At 47.4% G+C, this 17695-nt stretch carries 19 protein-coding genes; 4 read left to right on the top strand and 15 right to left on the bottom strand.

What is annotated here, in order from left to right:
• Positions 1–23: 23 nt before the first annotated feature.
• From MNQ98_RS04745 to MNQ98_RS04715, 6 genes are all read right to left on the bottom strand, one after another.
• Positions 24–569, bottom strand: a complete 546-nt coding sequence (locus MNQ98_RS04745) for a helix-turn-helix transcriptional regulator (protein ID WP_241932144.1) — start codon at positions 567–569, stop codon at positions 24–26.
• 454 nt (positions 570–1023) lie between these two features.
• Complete coding sequence (locus MNQ98_RS04740; protein ID WP_347272240.1) at positions 1024–2352, bottom strand: DUF4261 domain-containing protein; 1329 nt, start codon at positions 2350–2352, stop codon at positions 1024–1026.
• Between the two features lie 317 nt (positions 2353–2669).
• Positions 2670–4181 (bottom strand): 23S rRNA (uracil(1939)-C(5))-methyltransferase RlmD, encoded by a 1512-nt coding sequence (gene rlmD, locus MNQ98_RS04730; RefSeq protein ID WP_241932143.1) that lies wholly within the window; start codon positions 4179–4181, stop codon positions 2670–2672.
• A 214-nt stretch (positions 4182–4395) separates the two neighbouring features.
• The gene (locus MNQ98_RS04725) at positions 4396–5277 is read right to left on the bottom strand and encodes a diacylglycerol kinase (protein WP_241932142.1); all 882 of its coding nucleotides are present in this window, start codon (positions 5275–5277) and stop codon (positions 4396–4398) included.
• Between the two features lie 28 nt (positions 5278–5305).
• On the bottom strand, positions 5306–6061 hold the full coding sequence (locus MNQ98_RS04720; RefSeq protein WP_241932141.1) for a sirohydrochlorin chelatase: 756 nt from the start codon (positions 6059–6061) through the stop codon (positions 5306–5308).
• The gene (locus tag MNQ98_RS04715) at positions 6061–6351 is read right to left on the bottom strand and encodes a YerC/YecD family TrpR-related protein (RefSeq protein WP_241932140.1); all 291 of its coding nucleotides are present in this window, start codon (positions 6349–6351) and stop codon (positions 6061–6063) included. The genes MNQ98_RS04720 and MNQ98_RS04715 overlap by 1 nt, the downstream gene beginning before the upstream one ends.
• A 265-nt stretch (positions 6352–6616) precedes the next feature.
• Between MNQ98_RS04715 and MNQ98_RS04710 the strand changes: the two genes are divergently transcribed.
• The gene (locus MNQ98_RS04710) at positions 6617–7204 is read left to right on the top strand and encodes a hypothetical protein (RefSeq protein WP_241932139.1); all 588 of its coding nucleotides are present in this window, start codon (positions 6617–6619) and stop codon (positions 7202–7204) included.
• Positions 7205–7407: 203 nt separating this feature from the next.
• Here the strand turns inward: MNQ98_RS04710 and corA are convergent, their stop codons facing one another.
• From corA to MNQ98_RS04680, 6 genes are all read right to left on the bottom strand, one after another.
• Positions 7408–8364, bottom strand: a complete 957-nt coding sequence (corA, locus tag MNQ98_RS04705) for a magnesium/cobalt transporter CorA (protein ID WP_241932138.1) — start codon at positions 8362–8364, stop codon at positions 7408–7410.
• Positions 8365–8490: 126 nt separating this feature from the next.
• The gene (locus tag MNQ98_RS04700) at positions 8491–9480 is read right to left on the bottom strand and encodes an inorganic phosphate transporter (protein ID WP_208915752.1); all 990 of its coding nucleotides are present in this window, start codon (positions 9478–9480) and stop codon (positions 8491–8493) included.
• A gap of 13 nt (positions 9481–9493) precedes the next feature.
• Positions 9494–10108 (bottom strand): DUF47 domain-containing protein, encoded by a 615-nt coding sequence (locus MNQ98_RS04695; protein WP_208915753.1) that lies wholly within the window; start codon positions 10106–10108, stop codon positions 9494–9496.
• Positions 10109–10321: 213 nt separating this feature from the next.
• Positions 10322–11563, bottom strand: a complete 1242-nt coding sequence (locus MNQ98_RS04690) for a DUF3048 domain-containing protein (RefSeq protein WP_241932137.1) — start codon at positions 11561–11563, stop codon at positions 10322–10324.
• Between the two features lie 209 nt (positions 11564–11772).
• On the bottom strand, positions 11773–12282 hold the full coding sequence (gene def, locus MNQ98_RS04685) for a peptide deformylase (protein ID WP_241932136.1): 510 nt from the start codon (positions 12280–12282) through the stop codon (positions 11773–11775).
• Between the two features lie 18 nt (positions 12283–12300).
• On the bottom strand, positions 12301–12540 hold the full coding sequence (locus MNQ98_RS04680; protein WP_241932135.1) for a helix-turn-helix domain-containing protein: 240 nt from the start codon (positions 12538–12540) through the stop codon (positions 12301–12303).
• A gap of 287 nt (positions 12541–12827) precedes the next feature.
• Between MNQ98_RS04680 and MNQ98_RS04675 the strand changes: the two genes are divergently transcribed.
• Entirely contained in the window at positions 12828–13358 is a 531-nt protein-coding gene (locus MNQ98_RS04675) for a DoxX family protein (protein ID WP_241932134.1), read from the top strand.
• Positions 13359–13477: 119 nt separating this feature from the next.
• On the opposite strand, the gene MNQ98_RS04670 is transcribed toward MNQ98_RS04675, so the two are convergent.
• Entirely contained in the window at positions 13478–14305 is an 828-nt protein-coding gene (locus MNQ98_RS04670; RefSeq protein WP_241932133.1) for an alpha/beta hydrolase family protein, read from the bottom strand.
• Between the two features lie 230 nt (positions 14306–14535).
• A complete protein-coding gene (locus tag MNQ98_RS04665; protein WP_241932132.1) occupies positions 14536–14826 on the bottom strand; it encodes a hypothetical protein in 291 nt (96 codons plus the stop codon).
• A 192-nt stretch (positions 14827–15018) separates the two neighbouring features.
• On the opposite strand from MNQ98_RS04665, the gene MNQ98_RS04660 reads away from it, so the two are divergent.
• Positions 15019–15360, top strand: a complete 342-nt coding sequence (locus MNQ98_RS04660; protein ID WP_208915757.1) for a PadR family transcriptional regulator — start codon at positions 15019–15021, stop codon at positions 15358–15360.
• On the top strand, positions 15357–16019 hold the full coding sequence (locus MNQ98_RS04655) for a DUF1129 family protein (protein ID WP_241932131.1): 663 nt from the start codon (positions 15357–15359) through the stop codon (positions 16017–16019). The genes MNQ98_RS04660 and MNQ98_RS04655 overlap by 4 nt, the downstream gene beginning before the upstream one ends.
• 261 nt (positions 16020–16280) lie before the next feature.
• Here the strand turns inward: MNQ98_RS04655 and ilvA are convergent, their stop codons facing one another.
• The gene (gene ilvA, locus MNQ98_RS04650; protein ID WP_241932130.1) at positions 16281–17549 is read right to left on the bottom strand and encodes a threonine ammonia-lyase IlvA; all 1269 of its coding nucleotides are present in this window, start codon (positions 17547–17549) and stop codon (positions 16281–16283) included.
• Positions 17550–17695 lie beyond the last annotated feature (146 nt).

Genomic DNA, 17695 nt, shown 5'->3' with positions numbered 1-17695 from the left:
GCCTCCATTCCGACTGTTTTATCCTATGTAATACGGGTTGTTTGAAGAAGAAGCCTCTTAGATTCTTGAAGCCTTCTTTCACTTAAATATTGATGAGGAGAAATGCCAAACATTTGCTTATAACTTCTAAGGAAGTGGTTTGGCGATAAACATGCAGTTCTGGCCACATCCGTTAGGGTTATTGATTGATCAAAGTATGCAGATATAAACTCATGACCTATATGTATTCTTTTATACAATTCTTTACGCGTTGAGGCTCTTAGGGACTGAAGTTTCAATATTTCTTTATTAACCTGTCGATTAACCTTTAGGAGTCTATGTGCTAATTCGTATAACTTTTCTTCTAGCCATGTTATATCAAGATACTTATTTGTATATTCAGACTTTATAAGCAAAAGATAGTTCCCTTCATCAACAGCAAAGTGCCCATGACCAGCATGATAGAACGCTCGTCCATTCTTAAATGTTTTAATTGATAATGCGCCTTTACCCTTCCAAAAATATTTCTCGCTCCTGGCATGGAGAATCGGACTATAGCCCTGAATACTCTTATTATTTATTGGCATCATTTCCACCTAATCAATGAAATATCTTAGATATAAATTCTTCTGGTTGGATGATCCATTCTCCTGCTTTGATCAAAGTTGAATCATTACACAAGAAATTAGCTTCCGAAGTTGTTACTGTTAGAGATATAAGCGATGAAGGTATTTACGGTAATATTAAGGTAACGTTAATGGAAATCACATGACCGCCTGAAAACCTAAATGGTGGTCATTTTTTTGTTCAAAAATCAACATAGTACGATAACAAGCCCATTAAAAAAGAGGGGTTCGTCGCCCCTCTTTACTATTTCCGCCAATACATCTCAACTATTTGTCCGTCCGCACCAACAGTGCCACACTCTCCATATGTTACGAGTGATCAGTGAGAACAACTCGTGGTATTAAAAATGCAACTAAATTTTCTTTTAATTTTTCTATCTATGCAACATAGGCACCATCGCGAATGGGTAACTGCTGGTTACGACTGCTCTGCGCCTTGTCTTCCGGCATAATAAGGTTCTCCCGGATCTATATCGATGACAACCCGGTGCGGTACGGCCAGCCCGTATTGGTGTTCGCAGCGCCAGCGCATCTCTTCGGTGAAACCAACTGTTTCTCCGTCGACAATAACGTCCCCGCGGTCGAATAAATAATAGGCGATATTAAGCAAATCCCCGGCTACTTCATCAGGCTCCAGATCGTAATAATGACACTGAACATCCGGAATGCCAAGCGCGGCGAGTCCCAATGAATCCATCAGACCTTCAGGGCGGCCGCTGCCTGTGCCTTCAACATTATAAAAACGAATGTTCAGCGCACCATATAACAGTTCTCCTTCTTCAATCGCCGCCAGGTAAGCGCTAGGTTCGACGAGCTTGTCGCTTTCCCGGAAATAGATGGCGTCGCAAGGCGCCGTTTCCAGCACCGCCCGCAGCGAGCCGGTGAACAGTTGCAACCGCGATTTGGGATCGAGTCCCGATGCCATCATGTCGATCAACAGCAGCGAGTGCTCGCAATCACTCACGACTTGAGCGGCTTCCTGCCAATGCCAGGACTGCTGAATGGCCGTCTCGTAGTCCGTAACCGGGCGGCTTTCTGTATCCATCAGGTTGGTTTGCGCCGGCATTTCGCCTTCCTTATATTCAACCATATAATTCAAATGGAAAAAATGCAGCAAATTCTGATCTTCCTGACTGTTCGCTTCCCACACAGCAAGTCCCGCGGCATCCGGATGATGTTCTCCGCGATCAACCTTACCCGTGTAAAGTTCCATCTTCTCGTAAAGCAGGTTTCGGTCCAGCTTCGGCGGCTGCTTGTATTTTAGCTCCACAGCGTACACCCGGGCAAAACCAAAGTCCTTTTCCTGTTCAAGCATCTCATTCGCCTCAATATCATTCTTCACCGAAGCAATTGCGTTTGGCTGCACTGTCACTGAGTTCTCTTGACGGTCTGTTAGGCCAACCTCGTGACGGCTCCATTTCAATAACAACGAAGTATCTTCATCCTCAGGATCAAGTTTATTCGCTATTTCGAATGCTGTTACTGCGTCCTCATATTGCGATAGGTAGTAGTAGGCGTAACCTACACGGAAATGCCAAAGAGGATCATGTTCGCCTAACGTTTTGATCATCAAAAGCTGCTGCAATGCTTCATTGTAACGTTCCAGATTGTTTAATGCTCTCGCTAAATGGCCGACTAAATCATAGTCTCTGTCCTGTTCGGGAATTTCCGCAATCTTGTCTACTATTTTTTCAAATTCATCATCTTCATGCCATAGGTTTAGCTGTTCCAAAAGATCTTTTTCCATAACACTACCTCCTTAGTTTCCAAAAGCCTCTTAGATATTTTTCTAGTTTTATTTCGGAAAACCTCCTTACTTCGCTAATAGTAAACCAACAATGGTCGACATTTAATGCGTAGTTAGGAAAAAACTTGAGTACGATGATTTATTAAATTGCGGGTGGTCTGAAGCTTAAAACAGTTGAGATTAAGTGCATAAGGATTTGCAGGAGGGAATTGATGTTGATTCAAATTAAAAAGGTGCTATTTTTAATAGCACCTTTTTAAATCATTATTCTATATGTGTTCCCACACTCTAGTACTTGGAATTAAAGATTTCCAGCCTTATTGTCTTTGTAGCAATGCAACCGACTCCACATGCACCGTATGCGGAAACATATCCACCGGTTGCACCTCAACGGTGCGGTACCCACCATCCTCGAGTACTCTCAAATCCCTTGCCAGCGTCGATGGATTACAGCTTACATACACAACCCGCTCCGGCTTCATCTGAAGGATTGTTTCTAGCAAGCGAGGGTCGCAGCCCTTGCGGGGTGGGTCCACTACAATCACGTCCGCCTCGACGCCCTGCTCTTTCCAGCGTGGAATAACATCCTCGGAAGCTCCTACCTCGAACTCCACATGGCTCATACCATTTAGTTCAGCATTTGCACGTGCATCCTCAATCGCTTCTTTGACAATCTCGACGCCGTACACCTTCTTGGCGTGTTGCGCCAAGAACAATGAAATCGTACCGATGCCGCAGTAGGCATCGATAACTGTCTCATTGCCGGTCAGCCCAGCATATTCCACAGTTTTACCATACAAGATCTCCGTCTGTGCTGGATTCACCTGATAGAAAGAACGTGCAGAGATGGCAAACTTCACGTCACCGATATAGTCATGGATAACCTCGCGTCCCCACAGGACACGGGTAACATCTCCGAAAATAACATTCGTCTTACGCGTATTGACGTTCTGACAGATGCTCACGACGGCTGGCAGTTCCTCGCGAATCGCAGCGATCCATTGGTCAAGGTGAGGGATACGCTCGCCATTGGTGACAAGAACGATCATCATTTCCCCAGTTGCAAAGCCGATCTTCACAACAACATGGCGAAGCAGGCCTTGTCCTGTTTCTTCATTATAAGCGGTAATGCCAAGCTTCCGGCCAATGGCTTTCACACGGCTAACGACAGCGTCGTTCTGCTCATGCTGGATAAGACATGTCTCCATATCTACAATACGGTGACTGCCCCGGGCATAGAATCCACCAACAAGTCCGCCTTCGGTAACACCGATCGGAACCTGTGACTTGTTACGGTAACGCCAAGGCTCGCTCATGCCGAGCGTTGGACGCACGATAATCCCTTCTTGAGTTACAGCTTCTCCACTTGGCTCATCGCCCTGCTCCCCGTCCTGACCGTTCATCCCAGCTCTAGTCGCTCTATCCTGCACCCGCAGCTTCCCGATCCGCTCCAGGTTGTCCACCACAAGTTGGCGTTTCCACTCCAGCTGGGCAGCATAGTCCATATGCTGCAGCTGACAGCCGCCACATTGGTCATAGATCGGACAAGGTGCCGAAGTCCTAGCCTTGCTTGCCTCCACCAGCTCCATCAGCTTCGCATAACCGTACTGCTTCTTTGTCTTAAGCACCTTCACGCGGACCTTCTCGCCCGGCAACGCGCCCTGCACGAACAGGGTGTAGCCTTCCGCACGGCCGACCCCTTCTCCGTCATGATTCATCCCGATGATGTCTATGATAACCTCGTCATTCTTTGCCACCGGCAATCCGGCAATTACCGCCGAGGGCTTGCTGCTACGGTGCGGACCGCGTCCGCTACGGTTCTTCTTCATGATGTGCTGCTCACTTCTTTCCATTCGACTTATAAAGCTCTTTTACCGTATATATCAAATGCGTGCACCCATACCACTCTATATTCCCTGTATTGAGCACATCCATAATCAAAATCTTACCCAACAACAAAAAGCCCCCATAGGGGAGCTTGTCGAAAAAGCTCCGTCCATCATTATACGGGAGCTTCCTATTACATTCAATCTAATTCATGCCTCACGTAAAAATCCGCAGATGCTGCGGCAAGTTGCGGAATGTTCCTGGCAGCACACCGCCGAACTCGCCGTCGAGATTCAGCTGCACTGGACCCGGGGAGACAACCTCCATATAATCGGTCCGGAAGTGGATGACCCTCTTATCGTTCAAATGCTCTCCGCGCAGGGCCAGGTGAACGACACGGACGAACTCTGCTAGATTGCATTTGCGCAGCGCAATGACGTCGAACAGACCGTCGTCGATGCTGGCGCCGGGGGCTAGCTTCTCGAAACCGCCAACCGAGTTACTGTTCGCGATGAGGAACACCATGAACTCATCGTGGATCGGTGCCTGGCCGTTCGCGTTGATGATGAGCTCCTGCGGCGTCAGGCTGACCATTTTCTCCAGCCCCTTCAAATAATACGCCAGCTGCCCGATCATCGTCTTGAGCTTGCTTGGAACTTCGTACGTAAGCTCCGTCAGCGTACCACCGCCCGCAATATTAATGAAGTAACGGTCATTGGCCTTACCGAGATCAATCGGCCTGGTCTCATTCCGAATCACCAGATCGCAGTATTCCTCCCAGTTCTTCGAAATGCCAAGCGCCCGTGCAAAGTCATTCGTCGTTCCTAGCGGGAACACACCCAAAGGTGGAATATTCTCTTTCTCCGCCATGCCGTTAATGACTTCGTTCAATGTTCCGTCGCCACCGGCGGCAATGATGAGGTCATAACCCCGATCCACTGCTTCCGCGGCTGCGAGAGTCGCATCCCCCTCGCCAGTTGTCGCATGACAAGAGGTCTCAATACCTGCGTTGTCCAGACGTTGCAATATATCGGCCAGACGCCGCTTCATTTCCTCCCGCCCAGAGGTGGGGTTATAAATTAACCGTGCTTTTTTCATTTACGATACGCCACCTGTATTCATGATTTCAAGGGTTCAAGAAGGTACGAACCTGACGCAGCATCCACTGCGGAAGCAGCGGGTGAGGCAGTAGCGTTCGGCCTGAATAACGACACAAAAGCCCCTCCAGCCGGTCCGGAATCACCTTCTCGGTAAAATATCCCTCACTTAAAAAAAGCGGAGCCACGATTACCTCGCAGCCGCGCTCCTTCCATTCTACCACTTTTTCCCGAATATTTCCGGGATTCAGCAGCGCAGCATCCGCAAACGTCCCGCCTACTTCCGCGACCCGCAGGGCCAGAGATTTTATCCCAAGCTCCCAGCGGGTGCGAAACAACTCATGACGGCTGCCATGACCGACCAGAAGTACGACTTCTTTCGAAGGTTCATAAGACAGCTCACGAACTTTATCCCATACCATGACGGCAATATCCGGATCATCGTCGACTGGGGTACCAAAATGGACCCGTGCCTTCACCTCAAATGGTTCGAGATCCGTCTCCTTGTCGGGCACAGACTTTACACCCAAAGCGTATGCTATTTCATCAATATGAGTGCTACCCGACGATACGAACAAAGGAATAACCAGCATGTCCGTGACACCCTGGCCTTCCAATGCTAATATACCGTCTTGAATGAGGCGACCTTCTACTAACTCCAGATATGAAGCCACTACCGGTACATCCACATCCTTGGCCAGCTCCCGGACAGCCTCGTCCACCAGCGATACCCAAGTCTCTTCTCTGGAGCCATGACTGATGACTAGCACTCCAGATTTCATCATTAACGCCCTAAACGTTCCAGCGCCATTTTATACCCATCATTACCATAGTTCAAACACCGTTTCACACGAGAGATTGTTGCTGTGCTGGCTCCGGTTTCTGCTTCTATCTGGTTGTATGTGCTCCCTTTTCCCAACATCCGCGCAACTTCCAGTCGCTGAGACAAAGATTGAATTTCGTTGACTGTGCAGAGATCATCGAAAAATACATAACATTCTTCCACACTCTCCAATGTCAGGACTGATTCAAATAATTGATCGATGCTTTTATCATTTAATTTTTTTAATTGCACTAGATCATCCCCTACCGTTACTTATACGCACCTTCATTGTACCCGAGCAGATACAGTCTTTTCAAGCATTAACGATTTCACGCACTACAGGACAACCATATCATCGGCTTTTTTATGGAAAAATACACCTAAAAAAATCACTAATGGCCCACATGGGCACCCGCCCGATTCCGCTCCTATCCCGTAAACAAGGGCAAACGCCTAAGCCATTAGCCCGCCTATTTCATACAGTATAGTAAACCATTCAAAAAGGAAAGTGATAAACATGCCAAGTCATTACCATTATCACCACCGCCGCCCATCGAACCAGCGGGCAATCAGCGAAATGCCGCCTGCATCGTCTTATCCCGGTGTTAATCCATATGCTGACTTTCCCGAAGAGGTTGGAACTCCCTCCCTCTATCCTTATTCAAATACGGCACAGTCATCCTTCACACCCTTTGATGGAGCGTCTGAAGTAGGAGGGAGTCTTCCGGTTCCTGTATCCGCGGTCACCCCTGCTCCTTCCACCGGCGGATCCGGCGGTCTAAGTAGCTTGCTCAGCGGTCTTAACCTCAGCAATATCGATGTAAAAGGCATTATTGAGCGAATGGGCGGGATTGACGGACTCGTTGCGAACGTGGGCAAAGTCCAGAAAGTCATGCAAGGCTTCCAACAGCTCGCACCCATGATATCTCTCTTTACCGGAATGTTTGGCAAAAAAGGCAAGGGAGCTTCCTCCAATAAATCTACCAACTTCAGTAACAGCAGCTATGGATATACCCCAAGAAAACGTCGTTCCTCCTCAGCCGCCAGACGGAGATCCGGCTCACGCAGGCCCTCTTCAGGTGGACGAAAGCGCCGGCGATCTTAAGCTGGCGCTTCACGCCTTACGCTTATGAAGCCCGTTAACTCGAAAGTTCATATTGAATCAGCACCATGGCCAATCCAAGTGAGAGGAGGCATTCGTTGCCTTACACTTGGTTTGGCCTATTCGGCATAACATTCATGGAGTATCACCTACATCCTCCTGAAATCATGAAACCGCTTAAGATTACCACCGTCACCGGACCTCGCCTACTTGAACCAGCCCCGCCGTATGAACCATAATACCATGCTTGCCCCCAGCAGGAACATGAGCAGGAGCACAGCTCCATATCCGAAACTCCAATGCAGCTCTGGCATAACATCAAAATTCATTCCGTAAATACCGGCGATCAGCGTCAAGGGCATAAAGATCGTTGTAATAACGGTCAGTGTCTTCATAATATTGTTCATCCGGTTGGAATTCAAAGATATGTAACTGTCACGCAGGTCTGCCGTCATCTCTCTGTCCACCTCGATCATATCCGTCAGCTTCAGCAAATGGTCATAAATATCCGAGAAATAAGCGTGATGACCGTGCTTCTGAACATGCTGCGAATTCACGACCCGGTACAGTAGATCTCTCATCGGCACAACCGTCCGTCTCAGCTTCAAAAGCTTGGAGCGCAGGGAAAACACCTGATGCATCAGTTCCTCTATAGATTCTTCTCCGCCCTTGCTCTCGATCTCTGCCAGTTCATCCTCTATGGCAAACAGGCTCGGGAAATATTGGTCGACCAGCTTGTCCATGACCGTATAAGCGGAAAAGGTAGCTCCATTCGCCTTAATACCTCTCCGCTTTGCACCATCCGTTACCCTCTCCCATGCCTCATCCACCTCGATCAAGGGCTGCATATGAAATGACACAAATAACGATGGCGACAGGAAGAAGTCGACCTCCACAGCTTCCAGGCTATCCGGGTCTAGAGCATGCAGAACAAGAAACTGCAAATCCTCATAATAGTCAAGTTTGGGTCTCTGCAAAACATGAAGGCAGTCTTCAACCGCGAGCGGGTGAAAATGAAAATACGTTTCCAGCATCCTGGACTCCTCCGTCGTCGGCGTATTAAAATCGACCCAGACCCAATCGTATTCCTCCAGATTGAGCTCTTCCAAAGGAAGTCCAATGACAGCCTCACGGCTGCGGGTCACGGCTAACGTTCGAATCATATCCTCAGCCCCCTTTTTCTAAAAGTCTCATCAAAACAATCTTCTATTATATTTTAAACAAAAAAGCCAATCTTATATGATTGGCTCCACACTATCCTATATATATGTGTATGTGTTGTCTGGTTTCTAGAATAAAATCTTGAAGATAAGACCTGCAAGCAGTGCCGTGATCGGAATGGTAATAAACCAAGTTATTACAATACGACCCGCAAGAGACCATTTAACGGCCGAAAAGCGTTTGGCTGAGCCAACACCGAGTATGGCTGAAGTGATAGCATGGGTTGTACTGATCGGCAGGTGAAGCAACGTAGCCGAAAAAATAACAGATGCGCCGGTAAAATCAGCTGCGAACCCGTTAATCGGCTCGATTTTGAATATTTTGGTACCCATGGTTTTGATGATCTTCCATCCGCCCACCGAAGTACCGAGCGCCATTGCCGTAGCTGCAGACAACTTAACCCAAAACGGAACTTCCATTTCGCTCAGCTGACCTGAGGTCACGAGTGCGAACGTGATAATCCCCATCGCTTTCTGTGCATCATTCGTACCATGCGTGAAGGATTGAAGTGCCGCTGTAAAGATCTGCATCGTACGGAAACCTTTGTTTACCGTATGCGGACTCTTTTTGGCAAAGATCACTTTGAGCAGCTGCATGATCAGATAACCGACAACAAAAGCGATGATCGGCGATAGAATGAGCGCAAGTACGATGTCGGTAAATCCGGCATAGTTCAGCTTATCGCTTCCTGCTCCGACAAATACTGCCCCTGCCAAAGCACCAATAAGCGCATGTGAAGAGGAGGACGGAATTCCGAACCACCAAGTCGCGAGGTTCCAAATGATTGCGGCGATGAGTGTTGCAATAACAACCTCAATTCCGTTGTCAAGCGTTGTCGGATCCGCTACACTGCCGCCGATCGTTTTGGCTACGCCGGTAAACAGCATCGCACCTAAAAAGTTCATGGAAGCGGCCATGATAATCGCCGTCCGAGGCTTTAACGCCCGTGTTGACACCGAGGTTGCGATAGCATTTGCCGTATCGTGGAACCCGTTAATAAAGTCAAACGCGAGTGCCAGAAATACGACGATACCTAATACGAGCATAGTTGTATCCATAGTTCAGGACCCCTTACGAATTACGCATAATGATAGATTCGAGCATATTTGCCACGTCTTCGCAAGTGTCCGTGGTAGTCTCAAGACGTTCGTAAATCTCTTTGCGTTTGATCAGTTCGATCGGATCAGATACTGTAGCGAACAAATCTTTAATACAAATACGCAGCAGCTCATCACCTTGGTTTTCCAGGTCATTCAGACGAATGGTATACTCACGAATAGCCAGCAGCTTTTTCTGCGAGAGCAGATGAATCGCCTTCTGGATTTCGTAAGAGGATTGACGCAAGATTTCGCCAAACTGAACGATATACTCGTCCGGCTGGCCCAACTGATACATATAAAATCGGGCTGCAGTGGCTTCAAGACCATCCATTACATCATCCATACTGGTTGTCAAATCCATGATGTCGTCGCGTTCAATTGGCGTAATAAATGTTTTGTTGAGTTCCGTGATGATGGTATGTGTGAAAGTGTCACACTTGGACTCAAATTTTTTCATTTCATTAGCAAATTCTGTAACATCTTGTAGATTAGAAACGTGCTGTGAGAAATAATCTGCTGCTTGCACGATTGTATCGGCCATATTCTCCAACGTCTGGAAGAATATATCCTTTTTCTTCAATTTCATACTCTAACCCCTTTACGAAAAATTGCCATGAACGTCGAAATGAAAGGAAAAGACAACCTTGATTATCTTATCACATACAATGAAACGTGTGTACTACAAAGTATTGTCTAAAAACGCCCAAAATCGCAAAAAAAGCCGAGCAATACGCTTACATTTTGAAGACTATAAATATAACTTACCCGCTTCGATGTCGTTTATCCCAGCAAATCCGAATTATGGATTAGTAATTGTAATATGTGTGTCGAAAGCGGGACTGTTTGGCACGATGTTGAAATAGGTCGTTCCTGGAACCAAAGGCACTTCTTTACCGTCTTTCATGAAACGGATGACGTCTCCGGCTGAACGAACCCACTGTCCCTTAATGACCTTCCCCTGCTGGAACAGCATCGCTTCTCCACCCGGATCAATGTCTACAGCCAGTCTGCCAACATCGTCGAGCACTTTATGGTTCGCCCCCAGCACAATGACATTGGCAGCTGTAAGCACGGAATTGTTATTCAGATCGATATGCGGCTGGCCGTTAATAGATCTTTGATACAGCTTAGATTGTTCATCATAGGCGTACCCTACCACATAATTTTTCAGCAAAAAGGTAATGTCGACCTTCGCTGCGGCTTCGCCCGCTGGAACGTCTGCAGATACAGATCCACTATCCGAGCCTGGTTCTACTGCCTTTGCAGATATAGATCCACTATCCGAGCCTGGTTCCGCTGCCTCTGCAGATATAGATCCACTATCCGAGTCTGGTTCCGCTGCTTCTGCAGATATAGATCCACTATCCGAGTCTGGTTCCGCTGCCTCTTCCTTCATAAAAGTGTACTTCGGTATCGTCACATCACCTGAAAACTTATGCTTGTCCGCTCCTTCACGAAGCTTCTCATCACTGGAGTACAAGTTATGAGGTGCCTTGCGATCCTTCTCCCGCCAAAAATAAGCTCCGGCATTGCCGATCTCATCGAGATCCTGCTTGCCCTGTTTCTTGATGATGGAATACGCTTCCGGACTACCTCCCGCATGAACAAGGACGCCGCCGTAACTTTCGCCTATATTAATCAGATAAGGCCGGATGCTGCGGATCGGACCGATCTTCTCAATACCGGTCTGGCTTTGGAAAATAGCGATCAGACGTGTGATTCCGCCTTCGGCCAGCACCTCATAGACAATGTCTGCCTGGCTGAGTCCAGATTGCGGCCGCGCGGCAGGCGCATTGTTGATCATAACAGACAGCGGCCTCCGATTGGATGCCTCTTCAAGCGGCAGTCCTGTAAGCGGTGCCGTAAATGCAGCAGTCTCCTTCCCAGGCGGTGTTTCCGCTGGCGATTCCACTGGAGTCTGGACCTCTTGCGTTACGACAGGCTCTTCCTTTTTTTCCCCACTACATGCAGACAGCATGAGCACCGCCGAGATGGAGAGAATGCTTGTCCTCCACACGGATTTTCTTTTGTTCAACAACATCTTCGTTTTCCCCCTAATTCATAGCACTCCCAAATTCTAATCCAATAAATCTCAAGTTGAACTGACAGTTAGACCATATTTTACATTTAATCATATAACGCATTATTTGTCTGTAAATGTACATTATAGAAGGAAAATTACTTAGGTAAAAAGGAAACGAGTCACTATTACTCGTAAACACAACAAAAAGCCCGTTAACGGGCTTTTTGTCATCTTGTCAGTTTAAGTACATCCATAAGACGAACTCGATGTCCGTCCTGCTCATGATAAAGAAAATCGTCCTTTACATGATCAATGAACAGTATGCCGTTCAGGTGATCGATCTCATGCTGAATGCACACGGCCAGATAACCCTCAGCTTCAAGGATAAAGGGTTCCCCTTGACGGTTCAGACTAGACACTTTTACATAATGGGACCTTGTCACCATACCATTGTATCCGGGATATGATAGACAACCCTCCGGTCCGAACTGTTCACCGCTAGACTCCATGATTTCGGGATTTATGAGCTCAATCAGCCCTTCTCCACAGTCCATGACGACCACTCGCCTTAGAATTCCGATTTGTGGAGCGGCCAAGCCAGCTCTGCCTTCCGTCGCATAAAGGGTATCCACCATATCGTCCAGCAATTTCAGCATACGTGGGTTCACTTCTTCGACCGGCTTCGCTATTTTTCTTAATAGAGAATTACCAAAAGGAAGTATCGTTCTTTCCGCCATGCTATTTACTCCTCCTTATTAAGCACCCTTAAAACGCGAAGGGGTATGAACCCACAAATCGCTAGGCGTACATTCTAATGCTGTACATAAAGCGTCCAACGTCTCTGCTTTCATCTGCTTCGGTGAACCGTTAATCAATGAACTAATGGAGGGAGCTGATAAGCTGTACCCCGCCTTCTCCTTTAATAATCTCGCCAAGGCGGCCCCTGACCAAATACCGCGTTCAGCCATAATGCTTCGCAGCATCCATACGAGCATAAAAGTATCCTCCATTCTTTAGGCATTAACTTAATTTATTAGGTAGTAACTAATATATCATGCTTTGATCTCAAGCTCTATACATCTCTGTATTTAATGAAATCGCATCCATTTAAAGATACTTAAAATTAATTTTAAATTTTATTTAAAATTGTGATTTAAATCACAAGTCATGTGATTTTTTTCACTTATAATTAAGCCATGAAAGAGATGATCATCTTCCATCAGCAATAAGAAGCAGTCAACAACATAACACGAAATTATAAATCATCTAAGGAGTGGTTCATATGTTTAACCAATGGCTGAGAGAGAATAAATTTGCAATGTGGCTTCTGACCGTAATTCGGGTCTATGTTGGTTACGAGTGGTTAACAGCAGGTTGGGGCAAGCTTACGGGCGGATTTGACGCCGCAGGGTTTATGCAGGGGGCAATCGCAAAGGCAGCGGGTGACCACCCCGCCGTACAAGGATGGTGGGCTGCGTTTCTGGAACATGCCGCACTGCCTGGAGTAAAATTGTTCAACGTCCTTGTACCGCTTGGTGAATTCCTGGTAGGTCTTGGACTCATTCTCGGAACGTTTACCACCTTTGCTGCACTGATGGGACTCGTGATGAACGCAGCGTTCCTCTTCTCGGGTACCGTGAGCACCAACGCACAATTGCTACTGCTTGAAGTACTGATCATCGTTGCAGCCGCTAATGCTGGCAAAATCGGTCTTGACCGCTATGTCCTCCCTTACCTTCGTGGATTGTTTAACAAAGGCGGACGAACAACCTATGGCGACAGTGCTCCAAAGTTTAAAAAGCACACCGTGTAAAGAACAATCTCAAGCTCGAAATTCATTGTTCCACATATAGAGAAACCATACTAACTTCAATCCTAATAAGTATCGAAAAGACCTCCGCTTCACCCGAACAGGTGAAGCGGAGGTCTTTGTCATATCATCCAATGCTGCCAATCCTGCTGAACGCTCTCCAGCTCGTTCAACCATTCCCGGGTCCGTTTCAACAGCTGTGATCGCTGCAGCCCCGCAGAATACGTATGATCTCCCTGGAAGATGATCTCTTTATCGCAACGTCCCTCGGGACGCATCCAGAACACTTTTTGATACAGGAACGCATAATCGACCGGGATAATTTCGTCAGACGTTCCGTGGATGACCAGCACATCTCCAGTGAATTTGATCGCCTCCTGAAACGGCTGCCCCGCTGCAAGCGATTCGAAAAACGCCGGTGTGAATTCATAGCCGAGGTAATCTGCTTTTCCGGATTTCACGGACGCGTCGTACACATCACGGCCCGTAATAGTCACAATATCGTTAAACGGATAGCCTACAGCCGACCATAGGACAAGATTCTTGACCCGGCGGTCGCGGACAGCTGTCTGAAGCGCTACGGCTCCTCCAAGACTGTGACCGATCAGCGTCACCCGGGTTGGGTCAACATCGGTGCAGCTCAGTCCGTAATCTAGTACGGAACGGGTCTGAGCAATCATGGACTCCAGCCCTTCAGCTCCGTAGCAGCCAGAGCTTTCTCCGCAGCCGATATAATCGAAGCGGAGTACCATATACCCATCCTCTGCAAGCTCCCGCGCTGTCTTCACGAACAGGCGATCTACGCCGATCCGGCTTCCGACGAAGCCGTGGCAGATGACAACGAGTGGAACACGATTGCAGCGCCCTTCCTGTCGCCCGTCTTTAGACGGATAATGTATACTTGCCGTTAGTTCCTCCTGATTGTGACGGATGATGATCTGCCGCTCCATGCCCATTCCTCCCCGAAAGATTTCTCATATATAACAATAATTCCGATAAGTTTAATATGAATTAATTAAAATTATCTTAGCATTACCTATATGAGTTGTCAACGGGACGAAACGGAACATTTTTTGAACCCCCAAAAAAGTGACCTAAAGCTTTAAAGCAACTCCGATTACTTTTCGGGGACCCCGGGATGATAGCAATATTTAAAACATTCAGCAGTCCTTCTTCATCTTTACTCGTAGCTAGCGCGGAACATGGAATGTGTCTCGATCCGGCCACTCCAGTCATTCATCCACTGTGCATCATCCCGTTCATTAATCCAGATGTTTAACGCGCTCGCCCCTTCTTCTTCCGATTCAGCTCCGTTTATCTCCTCCGGGGAATCCAGGTCCATGCTACCTGCCGTAAAAGGGTGATCGTCCGGAGTTACAATCCCGTTGTCCGTATCGACACCATCCATTCTGGCCCTTTCTGAAGCCTGTCTTTCTGCCGCTATGCTGCGTGCATTGTACTGTTGTGTCATACGAATGTTCACCCTTTCGTGTGTGGTTGTTCCTGAATGTTCATTCAAGATTGCTTATATTGTTGAGAAGCTGACCGGGAATTATTCTCTTTTAGTCAAAGATTCACTTTTTTCACACATTAACTTGCATTACAAGGTAGATCATTATAAACTATATTGTATTACAACATACTTAGATCAAAGGAGTTGGCCATGACAACGCAAAGTCAGATGCTAAAAGGGATATTGGAAGGCTGCATCCTGTCACTAATGGAAAATCGCGAAGTGTACGGATATGAGCTCAGCACCCTGCTTGAACAGAGTGGCTTAACGTTCGTTAGCGAAGGTAGCATTTACCCCCTTCTCCTCCGGATGCAGAAAGAGCAATTGATTGAGGGCACGCTCCGTTCAGACACCGGCTCCGGCGGACCCCCCCGGAAATATTACAACCTGACAGAGAAAGGACTGGACACCCTGTCTCAATTTAAGCAGCATTGGGGTACGCTGAAGCATAGTGTGGATCACATTTTAGACAACGGAGGAACAAAGTCATGAAGATTAAACAGATGGTCCGGGAAAACAACCGGCTACAAGAGCTGATGACACCATCCAACTTGAAATATTACGAAGACATGGTCGTCTATATCCGCACCAGTGCTGTAAATGAAGCCCGGGGTGAAGAGCTTCTGCTCGAGATGGCCCAGCATCTGCTGGATGCCCAGAGCAAGGGAAAAAGTGCGAAAGAAGTCTTCGGCAACGATCCTGAGGCATATTGCGCAGAGCTTGTAGAGAATTTGCCCAAGCTGAAGGGTCTGAGCCAGATCCAGCTTAGCTTGATGATTCCTTGGGTGGCACTAACCTGGTTCTTTTTCGCACAGGCTCTGGTTGGTTTCTTTACGATGATGACGGGTGGTCATGTGGAGAAAATGTCTCAAGTGCGTATATCCACCCTTCTGCTCGTTGCTGCAGGCTCCTATATTTTGATCAAGCTGATCATGAACCTGATGAACAAAGATACCTTCCAGCCAGAAGACAGCAAACGCAAAATCAACATTCGTAACATGGGAATTTATATCGCGGTCGTTGTTGTCATACTGGTTGCAGGGGTTTGGCTTGGCCGCTCTCTTCCCGTTCTCGTTATCCCGCCTTGGGCTAGCCTCGTAATTTTCATCGTCGGTTTGATCGGAACTAAAGTGTTATTCTCCAGAAGATAAATCGTTTTTCGTTTTTCCTTGGATCAAGATAAAGATAGCAATAGTAAGAAAAACGTCTATCGACGTACTTCAAAGAAGACAGACCGCATTTTATGGTAGTTTTTCTTGCGAGATAAGGATGTGGTTTACACTGAAGTTTACACTTTCTTATCTCTACAAAAAGAGCCTGCATTCCTTCAAACGGAATGCAGGCTCTTTTTACATGTAGAATCGTATGACGGCAGTATGCCGGTTGTCAGAGCTTAGTCCTGCTCCTGCGGATTAGATCAGCAGGTTAAACAGGTTCATGTTTTTGTTAAGTTCAGTGTAATCGAGGCCTTTCCGGTTCATCCGCTCGACCAACGGACCGTAATCCTCTGGATACAGCAGCTCAATCCCGACTAGTGCAGGACCGTCCTCCTTATTGTGCTTCTTCGTATACTCAAACCGTGCGATATCGTCATTCGGCCCAAGTACTTCCTCCAAAAACTCGCGCAGTGCTCCCGCACGTTGTGGGAAATTGATCATGAAATAATGCTTCAAGCCTTCATAGATCAGAGAGCGTTCCTTGATCTCCTGCATACGGTCAATATCGTTGTTGCCGCCGCTAATAACGCAGACTACATTTTTACCGCGGATCTTGTCACCATACAGATCAAGGGCTGCTACGGAGAGAGCCCCAGCCGGCTCAACCACGATGGCATTCTCATTGTATAGCTCCAAGATGGTTGTGCATGCTTTGCCTTCGGGAACCATGACGATATCGTCCAGAAGTTCTTTACAAATTTCATAGGGGAGCTGGCCAACTCTTTTGACCGCGGCACCATCAACGAACTTATCGATCTCGTTAAGCGTAACCACCTCACCGCGTTCCTTGGCTTCAATCATGGAAGCCGCTCCCAATGGTTCAACACCAATCATCTGGGTCATCGGACTGACGGTTTTTACATAAGTTGATACTCCGGCTGCAAGACCGCCGCCACCAATGGTGACAAACATATAATCAGCCGGGACGTCCAGCTCTTCCATCACTTCCATCCCGATCGTTCCGCTACCCGCTACAATACGGGGTTCATCGAACGGATGAATGAAGGTCATTCCCTGTTCTTTGCATATCTTGATTGCTTCAGCATACGCATCGTCAAATGTATCTCCAGTCAGAATGACCTCCACGCTGCTCCCGCCAAACCGTTTAACCTGTTTCACCTTCTGGTTCGGCGTGGTGCTTGGCATAAAGATTTTGCCGCGAATGTTAAGTACCTTGCATGAAAAAGCCACGCCCTGAGCATGGTTACCGGCACTCGCACATACAATGCCTGCTGTCAGCTCCGAATCGGTCAAACTGCGAATCATATTGTAGGCGCCCCGGATTTTAAAGGACCGGACCACCTGTAAATCTTCACGTTTCAAGTACACATTACAGCCGTATTTGGCAGACAGTACCGCATCCCGCTGCAGCGGTGTCCGTATGATCACCTCACGCAGCACGTGGTGAGCACGTACAATATCCTCCATACCAACTGTTTTTTTCTGAGTTTGCGTCTCTTTCATAATCCCACTCCACTTCGCCGCCCGGGTGGCGGATCACCTTCCGTCTACCCTTGAACTTGTTTTATTTATCCTATTGTATCACTTTTCATGAAATTTTCTTGGGTCATTTCGCTAGTTGTGAAAAGAGACTTACAGTTCCGCGATTT

The sequence above is a fragment of the Paenibacillus sp. N3/727 genome, assembly GCF_022637315.1.
GTDB classification, from domain to species: domain Bacteria; phylum Bacillota; class Bacilli; order Paenibacillales; family Paenibacillaceae; genus Paenibacillus_AQ; species Paenibacillus_AQ uliginis.
The sequence above is the reverse complement of the archived record's forward strand: the minus strand, read 5'-3'. Positions and strand labels throughout refer to the sequence as shown.

Coding starts and splice junctions, on each gene's coding strand:
- MNQ98_RS04745 (WP_241932144.1), bottom strand. CDS start 569: ATGATGCCAATAAATAATAAGAGTATTCAGGGCTATAGTCCGATTCTC.
- MNQ98_RS04740 (WP_347272240.1), bottom strand. CDS start 2,352: ATGGAAAAAGATCTTTTGGAACAGCTAAACCTATGGCATGAAGATGAT.
- rlmD (WP_241932143.1), bottom strand. CDS start 4,181: ATGAAGAAGAACCGTAGCGGACGCGGTCCGCACCGTAGCAGCAAGCCC.
- MNQ98_RS04725 (WP_241932142.1), bottom strand. CDS start 5,277: ATGAAAAAAGCACGGTTAATTTATAACCCCACCTCTGGGCGGGAGGAA.
- MNQ98_RS04720 (WP_241932141.1), bottom strand. CDS start 6,061: ATGATGAAATCTGGAGTGCTAGTCATCAGTCATGGCTCCAGAGAAGAG.
- MNQ98_RS04710 (WP_241932139.1), top strand. CDS start 6,617: ATGCCAAGTCATTACCATTATCACCACCGCCGCCCATCGAACCAGCGG.
- corA (WP_241932138.1), bottom strand. CDS start 8,364: ATGATTCGAACGTTAGCCGTGACCCGCAGCCGTGAGGCTGTCATTGGA.
- MNQ98_RS04700 (WP_208915752.1), bottom strand. CDS start 9,480: ATGGATACAACTATGCTCGTATTAGGTATCGTCGTATTTCTGGCACTC.
- MNQ98_RS04695 (WP_208915753.1), bottom strand. CDS start 10,108: ATGAAATTGAAGAAAAAGGATATATTCTTCCAGACGTTGGAGAATATG.
- MNQ98_RS04690 (WP_241932137.1), bottom strand. CDS start 11,563: ATGTTGTTGAACAAAAGAAAATCCGTGTGGAGGACAAGCATTCTCTCC.
- def (WP_241932136.1), bottom strand. CDS start 12,282: ATGGCGGAAAGAACGATACTTCCTTTTGGTAATTCTCTATTAAGAAAA.
- MNQ98_RS04680 (WP_241932135.1), bottom strand. CDS start 12,540: ATGCTCGTATGGATGCTGCGAAGCATTATGGCTGAACGCGGTATTTGG.
- MNQ98_RS04675 (WP_241932134.1), top strand. CDS start 12,828: ATGTTTAACCAATGGCTGAGAGAGAATAAATTTGCAATGTGGCTTCTG.
- MNQ98_RS04670 (WP_241932133.1), bottom strand. CDS start 14,305: ATGGAGCGGCAGATCATCATCCGTCACAATCAGGAGGAACTAACGGCA.
- MNQ98_RS04665 (WP_241932132.1), bottom strand. CDS start 14,826: ATGACACAACAGTACAATGCACGCAGCATAGCGGCAGAAAGACAGGCT.
- MNQ98_RS04660 (WP_208915757.1), top strand. CDS start 15,019: ATGACAACGCAAAGTCAGATGCTAAAAGGGATATTGGAAGGCTGCATC.
- MNQ98_RS04655 (WP_241932131.1), top strand. CDS start 15,357: ATGAAGATTAAACAGATGGTCCGGGAAAACAACCGGCTACAAGAGCTG.
- ilvA (WP_241932130.1), bottom strand. CDS start 17,549: ATGAAAGAGACGCAAACTCAGAAAAAAACAGTTGGTATGGAGGATATT.